Raw genomic sequence first — 22,175 nt, 5'->3', positions numbered from 1 at the left:
ATTATTTTTGGCTCACCAAGTCAAAACAAAGTGCTGCTTCAAGTAGTCGACGCAAGACTTTGTTGCACAAAAACTTTCAAGATGCCGAACCTCGTACTCGCCTCGACCTCGCCGTACCGCCGCGAACTGCTCGCCCGGCTCGGCCTGCCTTTTACCGTCGCCAACCCGCAGACCGACGAAACCCCGCTCGCCGACGAAACCCCCGAAGCCCTCGCGCTGCGCCTCTCGGAAGCCAAGGCCAGAGCCGTCGCCAACGACCATCCGTCAGCACTGATCATCGGCAGCGACCAGGTTGCGACGGTCGACGGCCGGATTTACGGAAAACCCGGCGACCACCAGCGCGCCGTTGCGCAATTGCGCGAGCTGTCAGGCAAGACCGTCAATTTCTTCACCGGCCTCTGCCTGTACAACGCCGCCACCGGCGAAAGCCAGGTCCGCGGAGTATCGACACTGGTCACCTTCCGCCAGCTCGACGACCAGGAGATCGAAAACTACCTGCGCCGCGAACCTGCCTACAACTGCGCCGGCTCGGCCAAATCCGAAGGCCTCGGCATCGCACTGCTGGCCGGCATGCAGGGCGACGACCCGAACGCACTGGTCGGCCTGCCACTGATCGCCCTGTGCGACATGCTGCGCAACCAGGGCGTGGCGATCCTCTGATGACCGGCACCCTCTACCTGATCCCCGTCCCCCTCGGCCCGAGCGCCCCGCAGGACAGCCTGCACCCCGGCGTCCTGGCAACACTGCGACCGCTGCGCCACTTCGTCGTCGAGCAGGCAAAAACCGCCCGCGCCTTCCTGAAGGCAGCCGGCACCGACTTACCGCTGCAGGAACTCGAGCTCGAGGAACTCAACGAGCACACCCGGGCCGAGGCCCTCGCCCGCCTGCTTGAACCGCTGCGCGCCGGCCACGACGTCGGCCTGCTTTCGGAAGCCGGCTGCCCTGCGGTCGCCGATCCGGGTGCCGATCTGGTCGCCCTGGCCCAACGCGAAGGCATCCGCGTCGTACCGCTGATCGGACCCTCGTCGCTGCTGCTGGCTCTGATGGCTTCCGGCCTGAACGGCCAGCGCTTCGCCTTCCAGGGCTATCTGCCGGCGAAAGACACGGAGCGCAGCAAGGCGTTGCGCGACCTTGAAGCGGAATCGCGAAAACGGCAGCAGACCCAGCTGTTCATCGAAACCCCCTATCGCAACCGGGCCATGTTCGACGCCATCCTCCAGCACTGCCAGCCCGGCACCCGCCTGTGCGTCGCCACCGACCTGACCCTGCCAGGCGAAATGGTAAGGACGCAGACGATCAGCCAGTGGAAAAAACAAACGCCGCCCGAAATCGAGCGGCGTCCGACGGTCTTCCTGTTGCTCGCCTGATCAGTTCAGGTGCGGCCCCGACAGGCTGCTGGAAAAACCGCGCCAGAAACTGTCGACCGCACCGGCGCCGAGGCGCTTGGCGAAACGCTCGGCAAGATTCTCCTTGACCGAGTAGTCGAGCACTTCCTCGACCTTGACGACATCTCGAGCCACCGAATCGACCGTACCGTAGCCGTCGGCAAGGCCGAGCTGGATGCTCTGCGCACCGGTCCACATCAGCCCGGAGAAGATTTCCGGATTGTCCTTGAGGCGCTCGCCGCGCCCGGCCTTGACGACGTCGATGAACTGCTGGTGGATATCGGCAAGCAGGGTCCTGGCGTGCGCCTTCTGCGCCTCGGCTTGCGGCGAGAACGGATCGAGGAAGCCCTTGTTCTCGCCGGCGGTGAGCAGGCGCCGCTCGACGCCGAGCTTTTCCATCGTCCCGGTGAAACCGAAGCCGTCCATCAGCACGCCGATCGAACCGACGACGCTGGCCTTGTCGACATAGATCCGGTCGGCGGCTGCGGCAATGTAATAGCCGCCCGACGCGCAGACGTCCTCGACCACCGCGTAAAGCGCCTTTTCCGGGTACTTGGTGCGCAGACGGCGGATTTCGTCGTTGACCATGCCAGCCTGGACCGGGCTACCCCCGGGACTGTTGATGCGCAGCACGACCGCCTGCGAGTTCGGCGCATCGAAAGCTGCGTTCAGCGCCGAGATCAGACCTTCCGCACTGGCTTCCGACTGGGCGGCAATGACCCCTTGCAGATCGACCATGGCCACGTGCTTGTCGGCAACCTTGGCGCTATCCCATTCGACCAGCGTGACCAGGATGAAACCGACGTAGGCGAAGCCGAGCAGCTTGAAGAAGATGCCCCAGCGCCGCCGCGCCCGCTGCTCGTTGAGCGTTGCGTAGGCAAGTTTCTCAAGGGTCTTGCGCTCCCAGGCGGGATCGCTGTCGGGGCGTTGGGAACTATCCATCGTTGTTTTCCAGCATCAAGAAAAGATTGCCGTCGGTTTCCTGCACCGGCAGGGGTTTCAGCCCCCTGCCCTGGCAGCGGCCGCCGAGGCAGCGCCCGCTATCCGGTGCGTACAGCGCGCCATGAATGGCGCAGATCAAGTATAGCCCGGAAAGATCGAAGAACTCGCCCGGCTGCCAATCCAGTTCCGCCGGCACATGGCCGCATTCATTGATGTAGGCGTAGACCCGACCGCGGTAGCGGATGGCGAACGCAGGAATTGCCCGCCCTTCACGGTCGACCGTGAAACGCACGCCTTTTCCGCCGTCCGCCAGCTCGCCGGCAGCGCAGATCAGCCGTTGGCCAGCAGCCATCTCTCGAGCCCGGCAACATCATCGAAGCTGGCCAGCGGTGCATGCTCGAGCAGGTGATCGTGAGGATGCGCGCCATAGGTCACCGCCAGCCCGTCGACCCCGGCGTTGCGTGCCATCAGCAGGTCGTGCGAGGTGTCGCCGATCATCACGGTCGACGCCGGCGCAACGCCGAATTCCGCCATCAACTCCTCGAGCATCTGCGGGTGCGGTTTCGAATGGCATTCGTCGGCGCAGCGCGACGCCGGAAAGAACGGGCGCAGACCGGAATGATCGAAGGCACGCTCGAGCCCGACCCGGCTCTTGCCGGTAGCCACCGCCAGGATGTGGCCGGCCGCCTGCAGTCGTGCCAGCATCGCCGGCACGCCATCGAACAGCGTCAGCGCATGATCGCCGGAGAGGTAATGGAAACGATAGCGCTCGACCATCGCCGGCACCTGCTCCGGCGTCAGGTCAGGGACCGCGTGGCGCATCGCGTCGGCCAGACCGAGACCGATCACATGCCTGGCCCGCGCATCGTCCGGGACCGGCAGACCAAGGTCGCGACAGGAAGCCTGGATCGCCCGGACGATGGCACCGGCCGAATCGAGTAGCGTACCGTCCCAGTCGAAGACCACGAGTTCGTATTTCATTGTCGCTCCAGAATCTGTTGCAGGTTGTCGGCGGTGAATTCGCGCGAATTTTCCGCGTCGACCGTGGCAATGTAGCTGGCAATCCCCGCCGGCAACGGTGCCACGCACTCGAGCGGGGCCCCGCTCAGCGGATGCCGGAAAGCCATCCGCCAGGCATGCAGGGCCATCCGTTTCAGACCGCCCGGACGCAGGCGCTTGTTGAGGTCGAAATCACCGTACTTCTCGTCGCCCAGGATGGGAAAACCGAGATGCGCCAGATGCACGCGGATCTGGTGCGTGCGCCCGGTCTTCAACTGGGCCTCGAGCAGACTCATCTCCGGCCAGCGGGCGAGCAGCCGGAACACCGTGTGCGATGCCTTGCCCTCGGCATTCACCGATACCCGGCGTTCGCCGCTTTCGGTCAGGTACTTGAGCAGCGGCGCCTTGACGTGCTGCGTCGCATTCATCCAGCGCCCCTTGACCAGCACCAGGTAACGTTTGTCGGCGCCGGCACCGTGCTCGCGAAACATGTCGTGCAGCGCGGTCAGCGCCAGCCGCTTCTTGCCGACCAGCAGGATGCCCGATGTCTCGCGGTCGAGCCGGTGCGCCAGTTCGAGGAACTTGGCCTGCGGCCGTTGCCGGCGCAGCACCTCGATCACGCCAAAGCTGACCCCGCTACCGCCATGCACGGCGATGCCCTCCGGCTTGTCGATGACGAGCATCGCCTCGTCCTCGAAGATCACCGGCAGATCGACACGCGCCTTGGCAGCTTCATCGACTTCGTCGCGCGGCCTTTCGGCGATGCGGACCGGCGGAATGCGCAGTTTGTCGCCCGCCTGCAGGCGATAGGTGGCATCGACCCGGCGGCTGTTAACACGGACTTCGCCGCTGCGCAGAATGCGGTAGACGTGGCTCTTCGGCACGCCCTTGCAATGGCGGATCAGATAGTTGTCGAGGCGCTGCCCGACGGCATCTTCGCCGATCAGGACATGACAGACCGAATTGTTCCCAGCGCCATTCATTTTCTAATATACTGCATGCGTTTCACGTCTCTCGTTTGCAAGGGATGCCGAACCGTCAGACCGTCCGCCCTCGCGCTACAAGCGCGACTGCCATGCGGCAGGCCACGAAGTCCCTCCCGTGCCAATTGCCCGGGACAAACCTACGTGAAACGACTGGTTAAGTTCACTCACCAAAAGTAGTGATGTTAACGGATTAGCTCGCCACAAGCACGCACGGATCGCCCGTCGCAGGAATTCCAAGATCGCGCATTTCATAAAAAGACTCGCGGTCATTTAACGATCAGCACATTCATCATCGCCTTTGCCGCCAATCACATGACGCAACCCGATAACTGAACCTGTCGCTGCCTGCATGGGCGTTTCGTTGCCGTGAGCACCAGCGAGCTGGAGCCCCAAAACAATGAAACGCATGCTCTTCAATGCGACACAGGCGGAAGAACTCCGTGTCGCCATTGTCGATGGTCAGAAACTGATTGATCTCGACATTGAATCCGCCGCCAAGGAACAACGGAAAAGCAACATCTACAAGGGTGTCATCACCCGCATCGAACCGTCGCTCGAAGCCTGCTTCGTCGATTACGGTTCGGAGCGCCACGGCTTCCTGCCGTTCAAGGAAGTCTCCCGCGCCTATTTCCAGTCCGGCGTCGAGCCGGGCAAGGCCCGCATCCAGGACGCCCTCAAGGAAGGTCAGGAACTGATCGTCCAGGTCGACAAGGATGAGCGCGGCAACAAGGGCGCCGCCCTGACCACCTACGTTTCGCTGGCCGGCCGCTACCTCGTGCTGATGCCGAACAATCCGCGTGGCGGCGGCGTCTCCCGCCGCGTCGACGGTGACGAACGCACCGAGCTGCGCGAAATCATGGACCAGCTGGAAGTCCCCGGCGGCATGAGCCTGATCGCCCGTACCGCCGCCATCGGCCGCCAGGCCGAAGAGCTGCAGTGGGACCTCAACTACCTGCTGCAACTGTGGTCCGCCATCGAAGGCGCCGCCCAGCAGCAATCCGGCGCCTTCCTCATCTATCTCGAAGGCTCGCTGGTCATCCGCGCCATCCGCGACTACTTCCAGCCGGACATCGGCGAAATCCTGATCGATACCGATGAAGTCTATGAACAGGCCAAGGCCTTCATGGGCACGGTGATGCCGGGCAACATCAACCGCGTCAAGCGCTACAGCGACGACGTGCCGCTGTTCTCGCGCTTCCAGATCGAACACCAGATCGAGACCGCCTTCGCCCGCCAGGTCAACCTGCCGTCGGGCGGCGCCATCGTCATCGACCATACCGAAGCCCTGGTCGCCGTCGACGTCAACTCCGGCCGCGCCACCAAGGGTGCGGACATCGAGGAAACGGCGCTCAAGACCAACCTCGAAGCCGCCGACGAACTGGCCCGCCAGCTGCGCCTGCGCGACCTCGGTGGCCTGATCGTCATCGACTTCATCGACATGGAAAACAGCAAGGCCCAGCGCGAAGTCGAGAACCGCCTGCGCGACGCCCTGCGTTTCGACCGCGCCCGCGTCCAGATGGGCAAGATCAGCCGCTTCGGCCTGATGGAACTGTCGCGCCAGCGCCTGCGCCCGGCCCTCGCCGAAACCAGCTACATCCCCTGCCCGCGCTGCTCCGGCACCGGCCACATCCGCTCGACCGAATCGGCCGCGCTGCACATCCTGCGCATCCTCGAAGAGGAAGCCATGAAGGAAAACACCGGCGCCGTGCATGTCCAGGTTCCGGTCGATGTCGCCACCTTCCTGCTCAACGAGAAGCGCCCGGACATCCAGGCGATCGAGCTGCGCCACAAGGTCACCATCCTGCTGATCCCGAACGTTCACCTCGAGACGCCGGCGCACACGATCACCCGCCTGCGCCACGACGACCTGAACAACGACGACCTGCGCGAACCGTCCTACAAGATGGTCGACCAGCCGGTCGAGGAATCCGCCAAGCAGGCGGCCAGCCACGACAACGGCAAGCCGCGCCAGGAAGCCGCGATCAAGGGCATCTCGCCGGAACAGCCGGCACCGGTCATCGCCGAGAAATCCGAGGCCGCTGCCCCGGCAGCCCCGGCGGCATCCGGCGGCCTGTTTGGCTGGATCAAGTCGATCTTCGGCGGCAGCGCAGCCCCTGCGCCGGCACCGGAAGTCAAGGCAGAACCGGCGCGCAAGCCGCGCGAAGGCCGCAATGGCGACGGTCGCCGCGACCGTGGTGGCGAGAACCGCCGCGGCAACCGCAACAACAACCGTCGCGACGAAGGCGAACGCAACGGCGAACGCGGCAACCGCAATGGCGAACGCACCGAGAAGCCGGCCCGCGAGGAAGCCACCACCGGCGAGCGCCAGGAACGGCGCCCGCGCAAGGAACGCCGCGAGCGTCCGCAGAACGAAGCCAAGCCGGCGATCGAGCAACAGGTGATGGCGGCCGAGGCACTGCCGGAAGCCGTCGCCGCCAACGTTGAAGTGCCGGGCGGTGAAGAGCAAGGCAACAACCGTCGCCGCGGTCGCCGCGGTGGTCGTGGTCGCGGCGAACGTCGCAACGAGCAGGAAAACCAGACGGCCGAAACCGCCGTCGCGGAAAATGCCGAAGCCCGCGAAGCGCAAGCGGCCAACCCGGAACCGCTGATCGTCACGATCCCGGCGGTTACGGACAGCGTCGCTGCCATCGAAAGCGTTGCAACGACCGAAGCCGCCCCGCAAACCGCAGCCCCTGAAGCCGTCGTCGTTGAAGAAGCCCCGGCACCGCTGGTGGTCGAAGCCCCGGCTGTGGAAACCATCGCGGTCGCAGTCGAGGAAGCACCTGCCGCCGTCGAAGCGCCGGTTGCGGTAGTCGAGCCGATCGCCGAAACGTCCACGGTCGACACCCCGATCCGCGAAGAAATCAGCGCCCCGGTTGCCGCCAGCGCAGTCATCGACGTCGAATCGGCGCTCAAGGACAGCGGCCTGGTGATGGTGCAGACCACCGCGGCAATCGCCGTCGCCCCGGTCGAGCCGCCGGTCAAGCTAGGTCGTCCGCGCAAGCCGAAGGCGGTCGAGCCAGGTGCCGACGAAGCCATGGTGATGGTTGAAACGCAGAAGTAAGCGTTTCTGCCACCAACAAGAAAGGGCGTCTGCGGACGCCCTTTTTCATGCCTGCTGCGACGAAGCTGGTGCTCAGGCCGTGCCGACCTTCCCGGCGACCTCGTCAAGCAAGCCCTGGGCAGCATCCTCGACCATGTCGAGGACGAGATCGAAACCATGGCCGAGACCGTAATACGGATCGGGCACCTCGCGGTCGTCGAAATTCCTGGCGTATTCCATGAACAGGCGGATCTTCGGCAATTGTTCCGGCGACGCCATCCGCTTCAGGTTGTCGAGATTGCTCAGATCCATCGCCAGGACCAGATCGAAGTAATCGAGATCCTGCATCGCCACCTTGCGCGCCCGCAACTGGGACAGGTCATAGCCGCGCGCGGCAGCGGCCCGCTGGGTACGGGAATCCGGAGCCTCACCGACGTGATAGCCATGCGTTCCCGCAGAATCCACTTCAACTTTATCGCCCAGATTTCTGATTCTAATGAATTTTCTTAGAACAGCCTCTGCCGTTGGCGAACGGCAGATGTTGCCCATGCAGACGAGCAGCACGCGGTAGATCATTTCCGGTCATCTCCATCAGGGTCGTGCTGCGCCGCCCCGAATACCCGCTCCCTGAGCCGGAAAAGTTCGTCACGTGCAGCCGCCGCTTTTTCGAATTCCAGGTTTTTCGCGCAATCGAGCATCTGCTTCTCGAGTCGCTTGATTTCCCTGGCGACGGTTTTTTCATCCATGGAATCGTAGACCGCACGCTGTTGCGCTGCCTTTTGCTGGGTTTGCGCTGCCTCCGCGTCGTACACGCCGTCGATGATGTCCTTGATCTTCTTGGACACGCCGCGGGGCACGATGCCGTGCTGTTCGTTGAATGCGATCTGCTTTTCCCGCCGCCGCTCCGTCTCGGCGATGGCTTTTTGCATGGATTGCGTAATCCTATCAGCGTAAAGGATCGCTGTGCCATGAATATGACGGGCGGCGCGGCCAATGGTCTGGATCAGCGAGCGCTCGGAGCGCAGGAAGCCTTCCTTGTCGGCATCGAGGATCGCAACCAGCGAAACCTCCGGGATGTCCAGCCCCTCGCGCAACAGGTTGATGCCGACCAGCACGTCGAACTCGCCCAGACGCAAGTCGCGGATGATTTCGACGCGCTCGACGGTATCGATGTCCGAATGCAGGTAGCGCACCTTGATCCCGTTATCGGCGAGGAAGTCGGTCAGATCCTCGGCCATGCGCTTGGTCAGCGTCGTCACCAACACCCGCTCACCGACGGCAACCCGCTTGTTGATCTCGCCGAGCAGATCGTCGACCTGGGTCGTTGCCGGGCGCACGATGACCTCCGGATCGATCAGCCCGGTCGGCCGGGCGACCTGCTCGACGACCTGGCCGGCGTGCTGGTTCTCGTAATCGGCCGGCGTCGCCGAGACAAAAATCGTCTGTCGCATCTGCCGCTCGAACTCGTCGAATTTCAGCGGCCGGTTATCGAGTGCCGAGGGCAGGCGGAAGCCGTAATCAACCAGGTTTTCCTTGCGCGAGCGGTCGCCCTTGTACATGCCGCCGACCTGGCCGATGCTGACGTGGGATTCGTCGATGAACATCAGCGCATCGCGCGGCAGGTAGTCGATCAGCGTCGGCGGCGATTCGCCCGGCCGGCGCCCGGAAAAATGCCGGGAATAATTTTCGATGCCCTTGCAGAAGCCGATCTGGTCGAGCATTTCGAGATCGAAACGGGTGCGCTGTTCGATCCGCTGCGCCTCGACCAGCTTCTGGTTGCTGGTGAAGAACTCGATCCGCTGGCGCAGTTCATCCTTGATCGCTTCGATCGCGCGCAACACCGTCGCCCGCGGCGTCACATAGTGGGATGCCGGAAAGACCGTGAAACGCAGGGCCTTGTGCAGCAACTGGCCGGTCAGCGGATCGAAGAACTGCAAGGCTTCGATTTCGTCGTCGAACAGGGAAACCCGGATCGCATGCTCGGCATGCTCGGCCGGAAAGATATCGATGACATCGCCGCGCACACGGAAGATGCCGCGATGGAAGTCCATCTCGTTGCGCTCGTACTGCATGTCGGTCAGGCGCTTGACGATATCCCGCTGATCCATGCGATCGCCGACGCGCATGGTCAGGATCATGTTGTGGTATTCGTCGCGATCGCCGATGCCGTAGATGCACGAGACTGTCGCCACGATCACCACGTCGCGCCGCTCGATCAGGCTCTTCGTCGCGGACAGGCGCATCTGCTCGATGTGGTCGTTGATCGAACTGTCCTTTTCGATGAACAGGTCGCGCGACGGCACATAGGCTTCCGGCTGGTAGTAGTCGTAATACGAGACGAAGTACTCGACGGCGTTTTCCGGAAAGAATTCCTTGAACTCCGAGTACAGCTGCGCCGCCAGCGTCTTGTTCGGCGCCAGCACCAGGGCCGGACGCCCGGTGCGGGCGATGACGTTGGCCATCGTGTAGGTTTTGCCCGAGCCGGTGACGCCGAGCAGGGTCTGGAACGACAGTCCGTCCTCGACCCCTTCGGTGAGCAGGCGAATCGCCTCCGGCTGATCACCGGCCGGTGGAAACGGCTGGTGCAGGCGATAGGGACTGCCTTCGAAACAGACAACCGGCGTACTGCTGTTGGATTGGCTCATGATAAAATTCTGCGCTTGTCGTCGCGATGGCTGCATCGCGCGTTATTGTTGTTCCCTTTCTCTATTATTCCACGGAGTCGCTAATGTCCTCTTCGATCTTCGCTGCGGTGGAAATGGCCCCGCGCGACCCGATCCTCGGTCTGAACGAAGCTTTCAACGCCGATCCGCGTGACACCAAGGTCAACCTTGGCGTCGGCGTCTACTTCGACGACAACGGCAAGATCCCCTTGCTGGCCGCCGTCAAGGCCGCCGAAGAGACCCGCCTGAAAGCGGCTCCGCCGCGCGGCTACCAGCCGATCGAAGGCCCGGCCGCTTACACCACCGCCGTCCAGAACCTGCTCTTCGGCAAGGACTCCGACCTGCTCGCCGCCGGTCGCGTGATCACCGCCCAGGCCATCGGCGGCACCGGCGCCCTGAAGATCGGTGCCGACTACCTGAAGCGCCTGAACCCGGACGCCAAGGTTTACATCTCCAACCCGTCCTGGGAAAACCACCGCGCCCTGTTCGAAGCCGCCGGCTTCGTCGTCGAGGACTACGCCTACTACGACGCCGCCACCCGTGGCGTGAACTTCGCCGGCATGAAGGCCGACCTCAACAAGATGGCCCCGGGTTCCGTCGTGCTGCTGCACGCCTGCTGCCACAACCCGACCGGCGCCGACATGAGCGACGCCCAGTGGGCTGAAGTCGTCGGCATCTGCAAGGAACGCGGCCTGGTCCCCTTCCTCGACATGGCCTACCAGGGCTTCGCCGACGGCATCGATGCCGACGCCGTCGCGATCCGCGCCTTCTCGGCTTCCGGCCTGCAGTTCTTCGCCTCCAGCTCGTTCTCCAAGAACTTCTCGCTGTACGGCGAACGCGTCGGCGCCCTGTCGGTCGTCACCGCCTCCAAGGAAGAGTCGGGCCGCGTCATGTCGCAGGTCAAGCGCGTCATCCGCACCAACTACTCCAACCCGCCGATCCATGGCGCTGCCCTGGTCTCCGGCGTGCTCGCCTCGAGCGAACTGCGCGCCCAGTGGGAAGCCGAGCTGGCCGGCATGCGCGACCGCATCCGCGCGATGCGCACCGGCCTGGTTGATGCGATCAAGGCTACCGGCTGCGCCCAGGACTTCTCCTTCGTCGTCCAGCAACGCGGCATGTTCTCCTACACCGGCCTCACGGCCGCCCAGGTCGAGCGGATGAAGGAAGAATTCGGCATCTACGCCGTGTCCACCGGACGCATCTGCCTGGCTGCGCTGAACAGCAAGAACATCGATTACGTCGCCAAGGCAATCGCCACGGTGACCAAGTAATCCGCGTTCAAGAACAAGAAAAAGGGCGGGATTTTCCCGCCCTTTTTCTTGTTGACCGTCAGATTCGCATCAGCGCTCGACAGTCAGCCCGATATCCCCCGGACGCCCGCCGAGCAGCAACGGCACCCGCACCGTCGCGACCGACGAGCGCGCCAGCAGCAGCAGACGACCGTCGATATCGCCACCGGCGTTCGCAGCAACCTGGCCGCTCGCCGTCATCAAACCGGCATCGAGCCGGATATTGCGCATCGTCAGACCGCCGGCATCGAGCGTCAGCGCAGCATCAAGCTTGTCGAAGCGGGTCGCTCCGCCGCGCACCTGAGCGCCCGGACCACGCCTGGCCGCCTCGCCGAGATCGACGCCATGGATGACCCCGCGCGACACCTCGCCAGCCAGCTGCGCCGCCAGCGCAGGCCACAGACCATCCCAGTCGCCCGCCTGGCCCTGCCAGCGCAGATTGCCGGCAAGCTCACCTTCGATCTTCAGCGCCGGCGCCAGGGCCGCCGCCACCTGACGCAGGTCGAGCCGCGCCAGCAAGGCGGCACCGGACATCGCCAGGCCACTGCCGGACCAGGTCAGCAACCAGTCTCCCTTGAGCACGCCGCCAAGCACGGTGGTATCGATTTCCGAGACCTGCAGTCGATCCGCATACAGGACACCACGCGCCTGCAGCGCAGCAAAGCTGATCGGGAGCGCACCTGGCTTCCACGCCCGCCCTTCGATTTCCAGGGCGATTGCCGCCGACTGCGGACGTGCCTTGATGAGCAGGCCGCGATCCGGCGTTTCCAGCACGGCCTGCTCGAAACGCCCGCCAGACCATTGCAGACGCCCGTTCAGCGAGGCCAGTTCGGTACCGCCGGGCAGCAGCAATCCAAAATCCTCGACCGTCACCTGGCGCAAAGCTGCCAGCGGCAAGCTGCGGCTGTCGAAACCGGGCAACGCGAGCAGTTGCGCAGGCGTGAAACGGACGCCGCTCAATGTCGCTGCGGCAAGCGAATCGACGCCACCGAAAACCAGTTTCCAGGGAGCGCCAAGGCGGACCTGATCGATCTTTCCGCCGCCCTCGACCCGCATGCCGTCGATGACCAGCGCCGGTGCCGGCAAAAACCGCATCGAAACGCCGTCGACCGTGACCGGCACCTGGAGCATCCCGGTCGCCGCGCGCTCGACATCGGCCTTGTGCCCGCCATAGGGATAAAAGAAGAAAACCAGTGCGGCGCCGAGCAGGAGGATCAGCAGCCCCGCCAGCAACATGCCCAGCGGCGAACGGCGCGCGCCCGGCAATGGCTCGGGCACTTCCTCATGCGGCATCGGCGATGCCTCGAGACGTGGCTCGGCATCGACGCGCGTCGCTGGCAGGATCGGCTTGCCGAACGACGAGAACTTGCTGCTGCGGCCCTCAAGGCCCGCCAGCGAGGGCGTCCGCGAGGCGCCGAAGGTGGAAAACTGCGAAATCGCCGAAACCTGCTGATCGCCGCGGGGGGCGACTGGAATACCGACTTCCCAGGCAGCCGCGGCACCGGCCAGCGGAACGATGTAGCCGCCGCTTTCGAGTTCGCGGATGGCATTTTCGACGAGGCGGGCATTGCCGATCTTCTGGGCCAGTTCGCCGACAGTCAGCTTGCCGTCAACCTGAACCAGAACCAGCCGGAGGTTGCGCTGAACCACCCTCGTGCTCTGCCGTACCGCTTCGTCCCCTGTCGGGGTTTTTGCATAAATCTGACCGGAGTTCATCGACCTGCCTTCATTCAGAAACCGCCGAGACGACTTGACTCGACGCCATTCTACTCCTACAATGCGCGCTTTCGTTTCCCCGATAGCTCAGTCGGTAGAGCGCCGGACTGTTAATCCGTAGGTCCCTGGTTCGAGCCCAGGTCGGGGAGCCAAGTTTCGGAAAGCCCAGCCTTTTGGCTGGGCTTTTTCATTTCCGCCCCGGCCATTTTGCGCAAGCCCAGGACGCAAGGGCAGCGCGCCGCCAAAGCAGAAAATTATAACAGCATAAAACAGCGCGAAACGAAAATTCCATAAGCATTTCAACAAAAGCTGCACTCTACCAACTTCGATCTACCCCCTTGTTGGCGGCAATTTGTGCACTGATAATCCGCCCATGCACAACGAAACACTCCATGCCGAAACAACGCCGGAGAGCCTTGGCGACTTCCGGCCGCAGGCAAGCAGCAGCCACAGCCCGGGAACGCTGGTGGACAAGTACGGGCGTCACGTCACCTACGTCCGGCTGTCGATCACCGACCGCTGCGATTTCCGCTGCACCTACTGCATGGCCGAGGAAATGACCTTCCTGCCACGCAGCGAGGTGATGAGCCTGGAGGAATCCCTGCGCGTGGCCCGGGCTTTCGTCAGCCTCGGTGTCAGCAAGCTGCGACTGACCGGCGGCGAACCGCTGGTGCGCAAGAACGTGATGTGGCTGATCGAACGCCTCGGCGCCCTGCCCGGCCTCGACAACCTGGTCCTCACCACCAACGGCTCGCAGCTCGACCGTTTCGCCGCGCCGCTCAAGGCGGCCGGCGTCCGCCGCCTGAACATCAGCCTGGACACCCTCGACCGCGAGCGCTTCCGCCGCATCACCCGGATCGGCGATCTCGACAAGGTGCTGCGCGGCATCGACGCCGCCAGCGCAGCCGGCTTTACCCGTACCAAGCTCAACACCGTGATGATGCGCGGCACCAACGACGACGAATTCCTGGCACTGACGCGCTTTGCCGTCGAACGGCAGCTGGACATCTCGTTCATCGAGGAAATGCCGCTGGGCGACATCCACGACCGCAGCCGGACCTACATCTCGTCGGAAGAAACCCGGGAAATGCTCGGCCGCCACTTCGAGCTGATCCCGTCCACCGAGAACTCCGGCGGCCCGGCACGCTACTGGCGGATCCCCGGCAGCGAATCGCGGATCGGCTTCATTTCGCCGCACAGCCACAATTTCTGCGACAGCTGCAACCGTGTCCGCGTCACCGCCAAGGGCGAACTCTACCCCTGCCTGGGCCAGAACGATGCGCTCAACCTGCTGCCGATCCTGCGTGACGGTGGCAATGACGACGCCTTGCGCCAGGCCATCACCGACAGCATGGGAATCAAGCCTTTCGGCCACGACTTCACGCAGCAGATGGACGCCCCGCAAGTCGTGCGCTTCATGTCGATGACTGGCGGCTGAGTAGCGGGGAGCGCGAATGACCGTTGCCAGAGCTCCCTGGTCATCCTCGTTGCAGCACCCCGTCCTGGCCGTCGGACTGCTGGTCGCGACCAGCGCCGCCCTGCTCTTCAATGCCCTGGCACCCGGCCCCTGGTCAACGCTGCTGCTCACCACCGCCGGCCTGGCGACGCTGTGGCTGGGCTATGCCGAATACCAGCATTTCCGCTCGATCTCGCAAGCGTATCAGCTGGCGATGCAGGCCGCCCACGACGGCTTCTGGAACTGGAACCCGCTGACCAAGAAGCTCCAGGTCGGCTCGCGCCTGCTGCAGATCCTCGGTTACCGCGAAGACTTCCTACCCGACACCAACGCCTGGCTGCGCCTGGTGCATCCCGACGACCGGGCTTTCTACAATGCCGCGGTGGCACGTCACCTGAAAGGCGAGAATGGTCATTTCTACTGCGAATACCGCGTCCTCGCCAGCGACGGGCAATACCGCTGGATCGCCTCGCGCGGACTGGCGGTGCGCGACGCGCAGGGACGCGCCTACCTGATGGTCGGCTCGGTCACCGACATCACCGAACGCCATCGCCACCAGGAGGAACTCGAGTTCCTCGCCCAGCACGACATGCTGACCGGCCTGCCCAACCGCCTGCTGTTCGCCGAACACCTGCAGGACGCCATCGACCGGGCACGCCGCGATCGCCAGCGACTGGCGGTCCTGTTCATCGACCTCGACCGCTTCAAGAACATCAACGACAGCCTCGGCCACCGCGCCGGCGACCAGATGCTCCAGGCTGTCTCGGCAACCCTGCGCGCCAGCCTGCCGGCCGGTTGCCGCCTCTACCGCCAGGGCGGCGACGAATTCATCGTGCTCGCCAGCCCCCTGCACGGCGAGGATGATGTGCTGGCGATCGCGCTGGCGCTGAAGGAATGCATCACCGAGCCGATCAAGGGTGGCAGCACCGATTTCTTCACCAGCGCCAGCATCGGCGTCAGCCTCTTTCCGGATGACGCCGACGACGGCGAGACCCTGCTCCGCCACGCCGACACCGCGATGTACGCGGCCAAATCGGCCGGCGGCAACGCGATCCGCCTGCACACGCCACAGATGGATCAGCGCGTCAGCCAGCGCGTCTCGCTCGAGAACCGCCTCCGCCAGGCCCTGCAGGAGGACCGGCTGAGCCTGCACTTCCAGGCCAAGGTGGCAGCCGGCGATGGCCGCCTGGTCGGCGCCGAAGCCCTGCTGCGCTGGCAGGATGGCGAGACGATGATCCCGCCCGACCAGTTCATCCCGGTCGCCGAGGAATGCGGGCTGATCGTGCCCATCGGCGAATGGGTGATCGCCCGCGCCGTCTCGCAGATCGCCGAATGGCGCCACCGCTATCCGCAAGTCCCGCCGATCGCCATCAATCTCTCGCCCCGCCAGTTCTGGCGGCCATCGCTGGCCCAGGGGATGCTTGACGCGCTGGCCGCGGCCGACCTGCCGACTTCGGCGCTGGAAGTCGAAATCACCGAATCGGTGGTCCTCGACCCGGAGGGCGACGGCATCGAGCAGCTCAACCGCCTGCGCGCCGCCGGCATCGGCATCGCGCTCGACGACTTCGGCACCGGCTATTCATCGCTGTCCTACCTGCAGCGCCTGCCGATCAGCGTGCTCAAGATCGACCGCTCCTTCATCCGGCCGCTCGCTGCCGACCGCAGCGACGGCGACAGCGAACCGCTGGTCCGGGCCATCATCGCGATGGCCCATAGCCTGTCGCTGCAAGTCGTTGCCGAGGGCGTCGAAACGCCGCAGCAGTTACAGACACTGCAAGCGCTGAACTGCGACATCCTGCAGGGCTACCTGCTCAGCCGACCATTGCCGCCCGGCCAATTTGCCGAAAAATTCCTGGTCGACCGCTAAATTCCCCGAACCACCATCGGTTCAAGGATAAATCTTGCAAAACCCGACCCCGTTGACCGGGTCGCTGACCAGGCCGAGCAGGGTGAAGAAAATCGACAGACCAATGAAAAAGGCGACCCAACGGGCCGCCTTTCGGTGACGCTGTACCAGTTCCCGGCAGGGCTGGCAGAAGCGCATGGCAATTACAGGCCGCGTTGCGCCCGCTTGCGTTCGATTTCCGTCAGATGGCGCTTGCGCAGGCGGATCGACTTCGGCGTCAGTTCGACCAGTTCGTCCTCGTCGATGAATTCGACGGCGGCTTCCAGGCTGAGCTGGACCGGCGGCACCAGGCGGACGGCTTCGTCGGTACCGGAGGCGCGAACGTTGGTCAGCTGCTTGCCCTTGATCGGGTTGACGACGAGGTCGTTCTCGCGGCTGTGGATGCCGATGATCATGCCTTCGTACAGCTTCTCGCCCGGATTGACGAACATGCGGCCGCGATCCTGCAGCTTCCAGAGCGCGTAGGCAACGGCTTCGCCGTTGTCCTGCGAGATCAGCACGCCGTTGCGACGCTCGGCGACGGTGCCTTCCTTGACCGGGGCGTATTCGTCGAAAACGTGGCTCATCAGGCCGTTGCCGCGGGTCAGGTTCATGAACTCGCCCTGGAAACCGATCAGGCCACGGGCCGGAATGCGGTATTCGATACGGACGCGACCGCGACCGTCCGGCACCATGTCGAGCATCTCGCCCTTGCGCAGGCCGAGGGCCTCCATGACGCCGCCCTGGTGTTCTTCCTCGACGTCCACGGTCAACTGCTCGTAAGGCTCGCATTCGACGCCGTCGATGACCTTCTTGACCACGCGCGGACGGCCGACGGCCAGCTCGTAGCCTTCGCGGCGCATGTTCTCGAGCAGGATGCCGAGGTGCAGTTCGCCACGGCCAGCGACGTCGAAGACGTCGCCGTTCGGGGTGTCATGCACGCGCAGCGCCATGTTGGTCAGCAGTTCCTTGTGCAGGCGGTCGCGGATCTGGCGGCTGGTGACGAACTTGCCTTCGGTACCGGCCAGCGGGCTGGTGTTGACCATGAACTGCATGGACAGCGTCGGTTCGTCGATCTTCAGCAGCGGCAGCGCTTCCGGCTGATCCGGATCGGTCACCGTGCAACCCAGCACGAGATCCTCGATGCCGGTGATCTGGACGATGTCGCCGGCCAGACCTTCGTCCATCTCGACCTTGTTCAGGCCCTTGTAGCCGAACACCTGGCCGATCTTGGCCTTGATCGGCGAACGATCGTGCTCGGCGGCCTCTTCTTCGGTACCGAACATGACCATCACGTTCTGGCCGGTCTTGACGCGGCCGCGGATGATCTTGCCGACGCCGATGCGGCCGACGTAGGAAGAATAATCGAGCGCGGAAATCTGCAGCTGCAGCGGCGCTTCGACATCGGCATCGGGCGCCGGCACGTGGCGCAGGATGGTGTCGAACAGCGGCTTCATGTTTTCGCGCGGCTGGTCGAGTTCCATCGCGGCCCAGCCGTTCAGGCCGGAAGCGTAGACGATCGGGAAGTCGAGCTGCTCGTCGGTGGCGCCCAGCTTGTCGAACAGGTCGAAAGTCAGGTTCACGGCGTTGTCGGGATCGGCGCCGTCGCGGTCGACCTTGTTGACCAGCACGATCGGGCGCAGGCCCTGGGCCAGTGCCTTCTTGGTCACGAAACGGGTCTGCGGCATCGGGCCTTCAGCGGCATCGACCAGCAGCACCACGCCATCGACCATGCCGAGCACGCGCTCGACTTCACCGCCGAAGTCCGCGTGGCCCGGGGTGTCGACGATGTTGATGTGGATGCCTTCGTATTCGACGGCGGTGTTCTTCGAGAGGATGGTGATGCCGCGCTCTTTTTCGATGTCACCGGAGTCCATCACGCAATCGACCACCTGCTGGTGGGCTGCGAAAGTACCGGATTGACGGAGCAGCTGGTCGACCAGCGTGGTCTTGCCGTGGTCGACGTGGGCAATGATGGCGATGTTGCGGATGGGGCGTGCGGACATGGATATAGGAATAGTCAGAAAAATCAAGGGCGTGATTGTATCACTCGATGCTGCGTCGCAGCATGCCCCGCCGGGCGGCCCGACAAATAATTTTAAATTTCGTAACAAACCCGATTGGACAGGCCAGGCCGCCTTGCCTATGCTCCCGGCAACCCATGACGGAGCTCCCAGCATGCGCTACCACGCCCTGATCATCTGCCTCGCCGCCCTGCTCTGCGCGCCCGCCGGTGCCGCCTGGCGCGATGGCAACGACGAGGTGAAACTCGTCGAACTGCGCCACGGCGGCGAGAAGCGCCGCTACGCACTGTACATCCCGCACGGCCTCGATCCCGGCAAGCCGGCGGCGCTGGTGCTGGCCTTTCACGGCGGCGGCGGCCACGCCGAGTTCATGGCCGACGACGCGCGCTACGGATTGATCGGCAAGGCGCGCGCAGCCGGTTTCGTGGTCGCTTTCCCCAACGGTCACAGCCGCTTTCCGCGCGGCCGGCTGGCTACCTGGAACGCCGGCGGCTGCTGCGGCAACGCCCGCGACAGCAACAGCGACGACGTCGGTTTTACGCGCGCCGTGGTCGCCGACATCGGTCGCCAGGTGGCGATCGACCGCCAGCGTGTCTTCGCCACCGGCATGTCGAACGGGGGCATGATGGCCTACCGGCTGGCCTGCGAAGCCGCCGACCTGGTCCGCGCGGTGGCCGCCGTCGCCGGCACCGAGGCCGTCGCCGACTGCCGGCCGTCACGGCCGGTTCCTGTCCTGCACATCCACGCCCGCAACGACACGCACGTGCTCTTCGACGGCGGTGCCGGCCCGGATGCATTCCGCGACGCGAGCAAGGTCATGGACTTCGTTTCGGTGCCGGAAACCGTCCGCCGCTGGGTAGGCCGCAACGCCTGCCAGACGCAAGCCGAACGCATCCTGGAACGCCCTGGCGCCTGGTGCGAGCGCTACAACGCCTGTCGCGACGGGGCCACGGTCCAGCTCTGCGTCACCAGCAGCGGCGGCCATTCCTGGCCCGGGGCCGAGACTGTCCGGCGCGGCAAGGAAGGCGCGTCGCAGGCGCTGGACGCCAGCGACACGATCTGGGCCTTCTTCAGCGAGGTCGCCGACGGGCGGCGCTGAGGCTCAGCCTTCCTTGTTGCGCATGAAGTCGGCGGTGTTGAAGAAGTTGTTCAGCAAGACCTTGCGCACGTCTTCCTCGATGCCGACATCCTCCATCGCCAGGACCATGCAGGCGACCCACTGGTCACGCTCGAGCGTGCCGATGGCGAACGGCATGTGGCGGGCGCGCAGGCGCGGGTGGCCGTATTCCTGGACGAACAGGTCGGGACCGCCGAACCAGCCGGAGAGGAACTTGTACAGCTTGTCGCGCGAGCCCTGCAGGCTCTCGGGGTGCATCGCGCGCAGTTCGGCAAACTGCGGAACGCTGTCCATCAGTTCGTAGAAGCGGTCGGCCAGCTTGCCGACCGTCGCCTCGCCGCCGATTTTCTCGTAGGTGGTGCTTTGTTGTGCTTCCATGGATTCTCCCTGAGCCATCATCTTGTTGGTTTGTGCTTGCGCGGACCGCCGGCGGCGGGCCGGCCGGCCGCCGGTTTTCTGCGGTTATCGACGGTCGACCGTGAAAATCCGGCATTTTTCGCGCCCGTTGCGGCTTTCTGTACCGGCGTTGCCTTCAGCCCGGTGCCCGCGGGCTGCCAGGCCGGCACCAGCTGCTTCTTGCCGTTGCCGATCAGGTCGGCGCGACCCATTTCCTTCAGGGCCTCGCGCAGCAACGGCCAGTTCTCGGGATCGTGGTAGCGCAGGAAAGCCTTGTGCAGCTTGCGCTGGCGCGCACCGCGCACCGCCCCGACGTTTTCCCCGCCCTGCCGGTGCAGCTTCTTCAGCGGGTTCTTCTCGGTGTGGTACATCGTCGTCGCCAGCGCCATTGGCGTCGGCAGGAAGGTCTGCACCTGGTCGAGGCGGAAGTTGTTCTTCTTCAGCCACAGCGCCAGGCTGACCATGTCGGTGTCCTGGGTGCCCGGATGGGCGGCGATGAAGTACGGGATCAGGTACTGCTCCTTGCCGGCCTCGCGGGAGAAGCGGTCGAACAGTTGCTTGAAGCGGTCGTAGGTGCCGATGCCGGGCTTCATCATCTTCGACAGCGGGCCGTCCTCGGTGTGCTCGGGGGCGATCTTCAGGTAGCCGCCGACGTGGTGCTGGACCAGTTCCTTGATGTACTCGGGCGAACGCACCGCCAGGTCGTAGCGCAGGCCGGAGCCGATCAGCACCTTCTTGACGCCCTTCAGGCTGCGCGCCCGGCGGTACAGGGAAATCAGCGGCGCATGGTCGGTGCCGAGGTTGTCGCAGATGTCGGGATAGACGCAGGACAGCCGGCGGCAGGCCGATTCGATCTTCTCGTCCTTGCACTTGAGGTGGTACATGTTGGCGGTCGGCCCGCCGAGGTCGGAGACGATGCCGGTGAAGCCCGGCGTCTTGTCGCGCATTTCCTCGATTTCACGGATCACCGAATCCTCGGAACGGCTCTGGATGATGCGTCCTTCGTGCTCGGTGATCGAGCAGAAGGTGCAGCCGCCGAAGCAGCCGCGCATGATGTTGACCGAGAAGCGGATCATTTCCCAGGCCGGGATCTTGGCCTCGCCGTAGCTGGGATGCGGGCGGCGCGCGTACGGCGCCTCGTAAACCTGGTCGAGTTCCTCGGTGGTCAGCGGGATCGGCGGCGGATTCAGCCAGACATCGCGCTCGCCATGCGCCTGGCGCAGCGCGCGGGCGTTGCCCGGGTTCGATTCGAGGTGGAAGGTGCGCGAGGCGTGGGCGTAGAGCACCGGGTCGTCCTTGACCTGCTCGTAGGCCGGCAGGCGGACGACGGTGTGGGCGCGGCGCTCGCGGCGGGCGGCCAGGCGCTCGGCGCGCGAGACGATACGTACCGGTAGGGCCCCGTCTGCGGTCGACGGCGTCGCACAGGCATTTTTGTCGGCGCCCTCGTCCATCGCGTAGGGATCGGCGTGCTTGACCAGCGGTCCGGGCGTATCGACCTCGGTCGAGTCCATTTCCTCCCAGTCGGCCGACGGCAGCCAGTCGCGCCCGACCATGAAGGCGGTGCCGCGCAGGTCGCGGATTTCCGAGATTTTCTCGCCCTTGGCCAGGCGATGCGCCAGTTCGACGATGGCCCGTTCGGCGTTGCCGAAGACCAGCAGGTCGGCCTTCGAATCGGGCAGCACCGAGCGACGCACCTTGTCCGACCAGTAGTCGTAATGGGCGATGCGCCGCAGGCTGGCCTCGATCGAACCGATCACCACAGCCGAACCGGGAAAGGCCTCGCGGCAGCGCTGGGCGTACACGGTGACGGCACGGTCCGGGCGCTTGTTGGCCTCGCCGTTCGGCGTGTAGGCGTCATCCGAGCGCGGCTTGCGGTCCGAGGTGTAGCGGTTGACCATCGAATCCATGTTGCCGGCGGTGACGCCGAAGAACAGGTTGGGCTTGCCCAGCTTGCGGAAATCGGCCGCCGAATTCCAGTCCGGCTGGCTGATGATGCCGACACGGAAGCCCTGGGCCTCGAGCAGGCGCCCGATCAGCGCCATGCCGAAACTCGGGTGGTCGATGTAGGCATCGCCGGTGATCAGGATGATGTCGCAGGAATCCCAGCCCAGCTGGTCCATCTCGGTACGCGACATCGGCAGGAAGGGGGCCGGGCCGAAACGCTGGGCCCAGAACTTGCGCCAGGAGAACAGCGGGCGGACGGCTGGCTGTGTGTTGTTTGTAAGCATGCAATATTTTACCTAATCGTGCGGAACGCCATGGCATACTTGCCCA

General features: G+C 64.5%; 18 protein-coding genes and 1 tRNA gene. 8 read left to right on the top strand and 11 right to left on the bottom strand.

Going from position 1 to position 22,175, the window contains the following annotated elements; translation table 11 throughout:
• The first annotated feature begins 81 nt into the window (after positions 1-81).
• The gene (locus DFR40_RS03155) at positions 82-660 is read left to right on the top strand and encodes a Maf family protein (RefSeq protein ID WP_121457038.1); all 579 of its coding nucleotides are present in this window, start codon (positions 82-84) and stop codon (positions 658-660) included.
• Positions 660-1,367 (top strand): SAM-dependent methyltransferase, encoded by a 708-nt coding sequence (locus tag DFR40_RS03150; RefSeq protein WP_121457037.1) that lies wholly within the window; start codon positions 660-662, stop codon positions 1,365-1,367. Before DFR40_RS03155 ends, DFR40_RS03150 begins: the two co-directional genes overlap by 1 nt.
• Here the strand turns inward: DFR40_RS03150 and DFR40_RS03145 are convergent, their stop codons facing one another.
• Genes DFR40_RS03145 through DFR40_RS03130 form a run of 4 tightly spaced genes read right to left on the bottom strand, consistent with a single transcriptional unit; the run spans position 1,368 to position 4,309 of the window.
• Positions 1,368-2,327 carry a S49 family peptidase gene (locus tag DFR40_RS03145; RefSeq protein WP_121457036.1) on the bottom strand — a complete coding sequence of 320 codons (960 nt, stop codon included), beginning with the start codon at positions 2,325-2,327 and terminating at the stop codon, positions 1,368-1,370.
• A complete protein-coding gene (locus DFR40_RS03140) occupies positions 2,320-2,679 on the bottom strand; it encodes a Rieske (2Fe-2S) protein (RefSeq protein ID WP_121457035.1) in 360 nt (119 codons plus the stop codon). The genes DFR40_RS03145 and DFR40_RS03140 overlap by 8 nt, the downstream gene beginning before the upstream one ends.
• The gene (locus DFR40_RS03135; RefSeq protein WP_121457034.1) at positions 2,658-3,308 is read right to left on the bottom strand and encodes an HAD family hydrolase; all 651 of its coding nucleotides are present in this window, start codon (positions 3,306-3,308) and stop codon (positions 2,658-2,660) included. The genes DFR40_RS03140 and DFR40_RS03135 overlap by 22 nt, the downstream gene beginning before the upstream one ends.
• The gene (locus tag DFR40_RS03130; protein ID WP_121457033.1) at positions 3,305-4,309 is read right to left on the bottom strand and encodes an RluA family pseudouridine synthase; all 1,005 of its coding nucleotides are present in this window, start codon (positions 4,307-4,309) and stop codon (positions 3,305-3,307) included. The genes DFR40_RS03135 and DFR40_RS03130 overlap by 4 nt, the downstream gene beginning before the upstream one ends.
• A 400-nt stretch (positions 4,310-4,709) precedes the next feature.
• Here DFR40_RS03130 and DFR40_RS03125 point away from each other — a divergent pair, with 400 nt between their 5' ends.
• Positions 4,710-7,376 (top strand): Rne/Rng family ribonuclease, encoded by a 2,667-nt coding sequence (locus DFR40_RS03125; RefSeq protein ID WP_121457032.1) that lies wholly within the window; start codon positions 4,710-4,712, stop codon positions 7,374-7,376.
• A gap of 72 nt (positions 7,377-7,448) precedes the next feature.
• Here the strand turns inward: DFR40_RS03125 and DFR40_RS03120 are convergent, their stop codons facing one another.
• Entirely contained in the window at positions 7,449-7,931 is a 483-nt protein-coding gene (locus DFR40_RS03120; protein WP_121457031.1) for a low molecular weight protein-tyrosine-phosphatase, read from the bottom strand.
• Entirely contained in the window at positions 7,928-10,000 is a 2,073-nt protein-coding gene (uvrB, locus tag DFR40_RS03115) for an excinuclease ABC subunit UvrB (RefSeq protein ID WP_121457030.1), read from the bottom strand. The genes DFR40_RS03120 and uvrB overlap by 4 nt, the downstream gene beginning before the upstream one ends.
• 83 nt (positions 10,001-10,083) lie before the next feature.
• Here uvrB and DFR40_RS03110 point away from each other — a divergent pair, with 83 nt between their 5' ends.
• Positions 10,084-11,289, top strand: coding sequence for an amino acid aminotransferase (locus tag DFR40_RS03110; RefSeq protein WP_121457029.1), 1,206 nt, complete (start codon positions 10,084-10,086; stop codon positions 11,287-11,289).
• A 69-nt stretch (positions 11,290-11,358) separates the two neighbouring features.
• Here DFR40_RS03110 and DFR40_RS03105 read toward each other — a convergent pair whose 3' ends face one another.
• The gene (locus DFR40_RS03105) at positions 11,359-12,957 is read right to left on the bottom strand and encodes an AsmA-like C-terminal region-containing protein (RefSeq protein ID WP_170160146.1); all 1,599 of its coding nucleotides are present in this window, start codon (positions 12,955-12,957) and stop codon (positions 11,359-11,361) included.
• 142 nt (positions 12,958-13,099) lie between these two features.
• On the opposite strand from DFR40_RS03105, the gene DFR40_RS03100 reads away from it, so the two are divergent.
• The 3 genes from DFR40_RS03100 (at position 13,100) to DFR40_RS03090 (ending at position 16,346) form a co-directional block, all read left to right on the top strand.
• Positions 13,100-13,175 (top strand) — tRNA-Asn (locus DFR40_RS03100).
• A gap of 221 nt (positions 13,176-13,396) precedes the next feature.
• A complete protein-coding gene (gene moaA / locus DFR40_RS03095; RefSeq protein ID WP_121457027.1) occupies positions 13,397-14,461 on the top strand; it encodes a GTP 3',8-cyclase MoaA in 1,065 nt (354 codons plus the stop codon).
• Positions 14,462-14,510: 49 nt separating this feature from the next.
• Entirely contained in the window at positions 14,511-16,346 is a 1,836-nt protein-coding gene (locus tag DFR40_RS03090) for a putative bifunctional diguanylate cyclase/phosphodiesterase (protein WP_245985587.1), read from the top strand.
• A gap of 21 nt (positions 16,347-16,367) precedes the next feature.
• Here DFR40_RS03090 and DFR40_RS17115 read toward each other — a convergent pair whose 3' ends face one another.
• Entirely contained in the window at positions 16,368-16,523 is a 156-nt protein-coding gene (locus DFR40_RS17115) for a hypothetical protein (RefSeq protein WP_170160145.1), read from the bottom strand.
• A gap of 5 nt (positions 16,524-16,528) precedes the next feature.
• Positions 16,529-18,370: a translational GTPase TypA gene (gene typA / locus DFR40_RS03085; RefSeq protein WP_121457026.1), complete on the bottom strand. Its 1,842-nt coding sequence runs from the start codon at positions 18,368-18,370 to the stop codon at positions 16,529-16,531.
• Between the two features lie 172 nt (positions 18,371-18,542).
• Between typA and DFR40_RS03080 the strand changes: the two genes are divergently transcribed.
• Positions 18,543-19,487: an extracellular catalytic domain type 1 short-chain-length polyhydroxyalkanoate depolymerase gene (locus DFR40_RS03080; protein ID WP_170160144.1), complete on the top strand. Its 945-nt coding sequence runs from the start codon at positions 18,543-18,545 to the stop codon at positions 19,485-19,487.
• Positions 19,488-19,490: 3 nt separating this feature from the next.
• Here DFR40_RS03080 and DFR40_RS03075 read toward each other — a convergent pair whose 3' ends face one another.
• On the bottom strand, positions 19,491-19,883 hold the full coding sequence (locus DFR40_RS03075; protein WP_121457024.1) for a group II truncated hemoglobin: 393 nt from the start codon (positions 19,881-19,883) through the stop codon (positions 19,491-19,493).
• Positions 19,884-19,900: 17 nt separating this feature from the next.
• A complete protein-coding gene (locus tag DFR40_RS03070; RefSeq protein ID WP_211329727.1) occupies positions 19,901-22,036 on the bottom strand; it encodes a YgiQ family radical SAM protein in 2,136 nt (711 codons plus the stop codon).
• Positions 22,037-22,175: the final 139 nt, after the last annotated feature.

Source organism: Azonexus fungiphilus (genome assembly GCF_003634965.1).
GTDB lineage: Bacteria > Pseudomonadota > Gammaproteobacteria > Burkholderiales > Rhodocyclaceae > Azonexus > Azonexus fungiphilus.
The sequence above is the reverse complement of the archived record's forward strand: the minus strand, read 5'-3'. Positions and strand labels throughout refer to the sequence as shown.

What these genes read in the sequence shown, in the direction of transcription:
- DFR40_RS03155 (WP_121457038.1), top strand. Translation starts at nt 82, where the DNA reads ATGCCGAACCTCGTACTCGCCTCGACCTCGCCGTACCGCCGCGAACTG.
- DFR40_RS17115 (WP_170160145.1), bottom strand. Translation starts at nt 16,523, where the DNA reads ATGCGCTTCTGCCAGCCCTGCCGGGAACTGGTACAGCGTCACCGAAAG.
- DFR40_RS03145 (WP_121457036.1), bottom strand. Translation starts at nt 2,327, where the DNA reads ATGGATAGTTCCCAACGCCCCGACAGCGATCCCGCCTGGGAGCGCAAG.
- DFR40_RS03075 (WP_121457024.1), bottom strand. Translation starts at nt 19,883, where the DNA reads ATGGAAGCACAACAAAGCACCACCTACGAGAAAATCGGCGGCGAGGCG.
- typA (WP_121457026.1), bottom strand. Translation starts at nt 18,370, where the DNA reads ATGTCCGCACGCCCCATCCGCAACATCGCCATCATTGCCCACGTCGAC.
- DFR40_RS03140 (WP_121457035.1), bottom strand. Translation starts at nt 2,679, where the DNA reads ATGGCTGCTGGCCAACGGCTGATCTGCGCTGCCGGCGAGCTGGCGGAC.
- DFR40_RS03110 (WP_121457029.1), top strand. Translation starts at nt 10,084, where the DNA reads ATGTCCTCTTCGATCTTCGCTGCGGTGGAAATGGCCCCGCGCGACCCG.
- DFR40_RS03070 (WP_211329727.1), bottom strand. Translation starts at nt 22,036, where the DNA reads ATGTCGCGTACCGAGATGGACCAGCTGGGCTGGGATTCCTGCGACATC.
- moaA (WP_121457027.1), top strand. Translation starts at nt 13,397, where the DNA reads ATGCACAACGAAACACTCCATGCCGAAACAACGCCGGAGAGCCTTGGC.
- DFR40_RS03135 (WP_121457034.1), bottom strand. Translation starts at nt 3,308, where the DNA reads ATGAAATACGAACTCGTGGTCTTCGACTGGGACGGTACGCTACTCGAT.
- uvrB (WP_121457030.1), bottom strand. Translation starts at nt 10,000, where the DNA reads ATGAGCCAATCCAACAGCAGTACGCCGGTTGTCTGTTTCGAAGGCAGT.
- DFR40_RS03080 (WP_170160144.1), top strand. Translation starts at nt 18,543, where the DNA reads ATGCGCTACCACGCCCTGATCATCTGCCTCGCCGCCCTGCTCTGCGCG.
- DFR40_RS03125 (WP_121457032.1), top strand. Translation starts at nt 4,710, where the DNA reads ATGAAACGCATGCTCTTCAATGCGACACAGGCGGAAGAACTCCGTGTC.
- DFR40_RS03120 (WP_121457031.1), bottom strand. Translation starts at nt 7,931, where the DNA reads ATGATCTACCGCGTGCTGCTCGTCTGCATGGGCAACATCTGCCGTTCG.
- DFR40_RS03130 (WP_121457033.1), bottom strand. Translation starts at nt 4,309, where the DNA reads ATGAATGGCGCTGGGAACAATTCGGTCTGTCATGTCCTGATCGGCGAA.
- DFR40_RS03150 (WP_121457037.1), top strand. Translation starts at nt 660, where the DNA reads ATGACCGGCACCCTCTACCTGATCCCCGTCCCCCTCGGCCCGAGCGCC.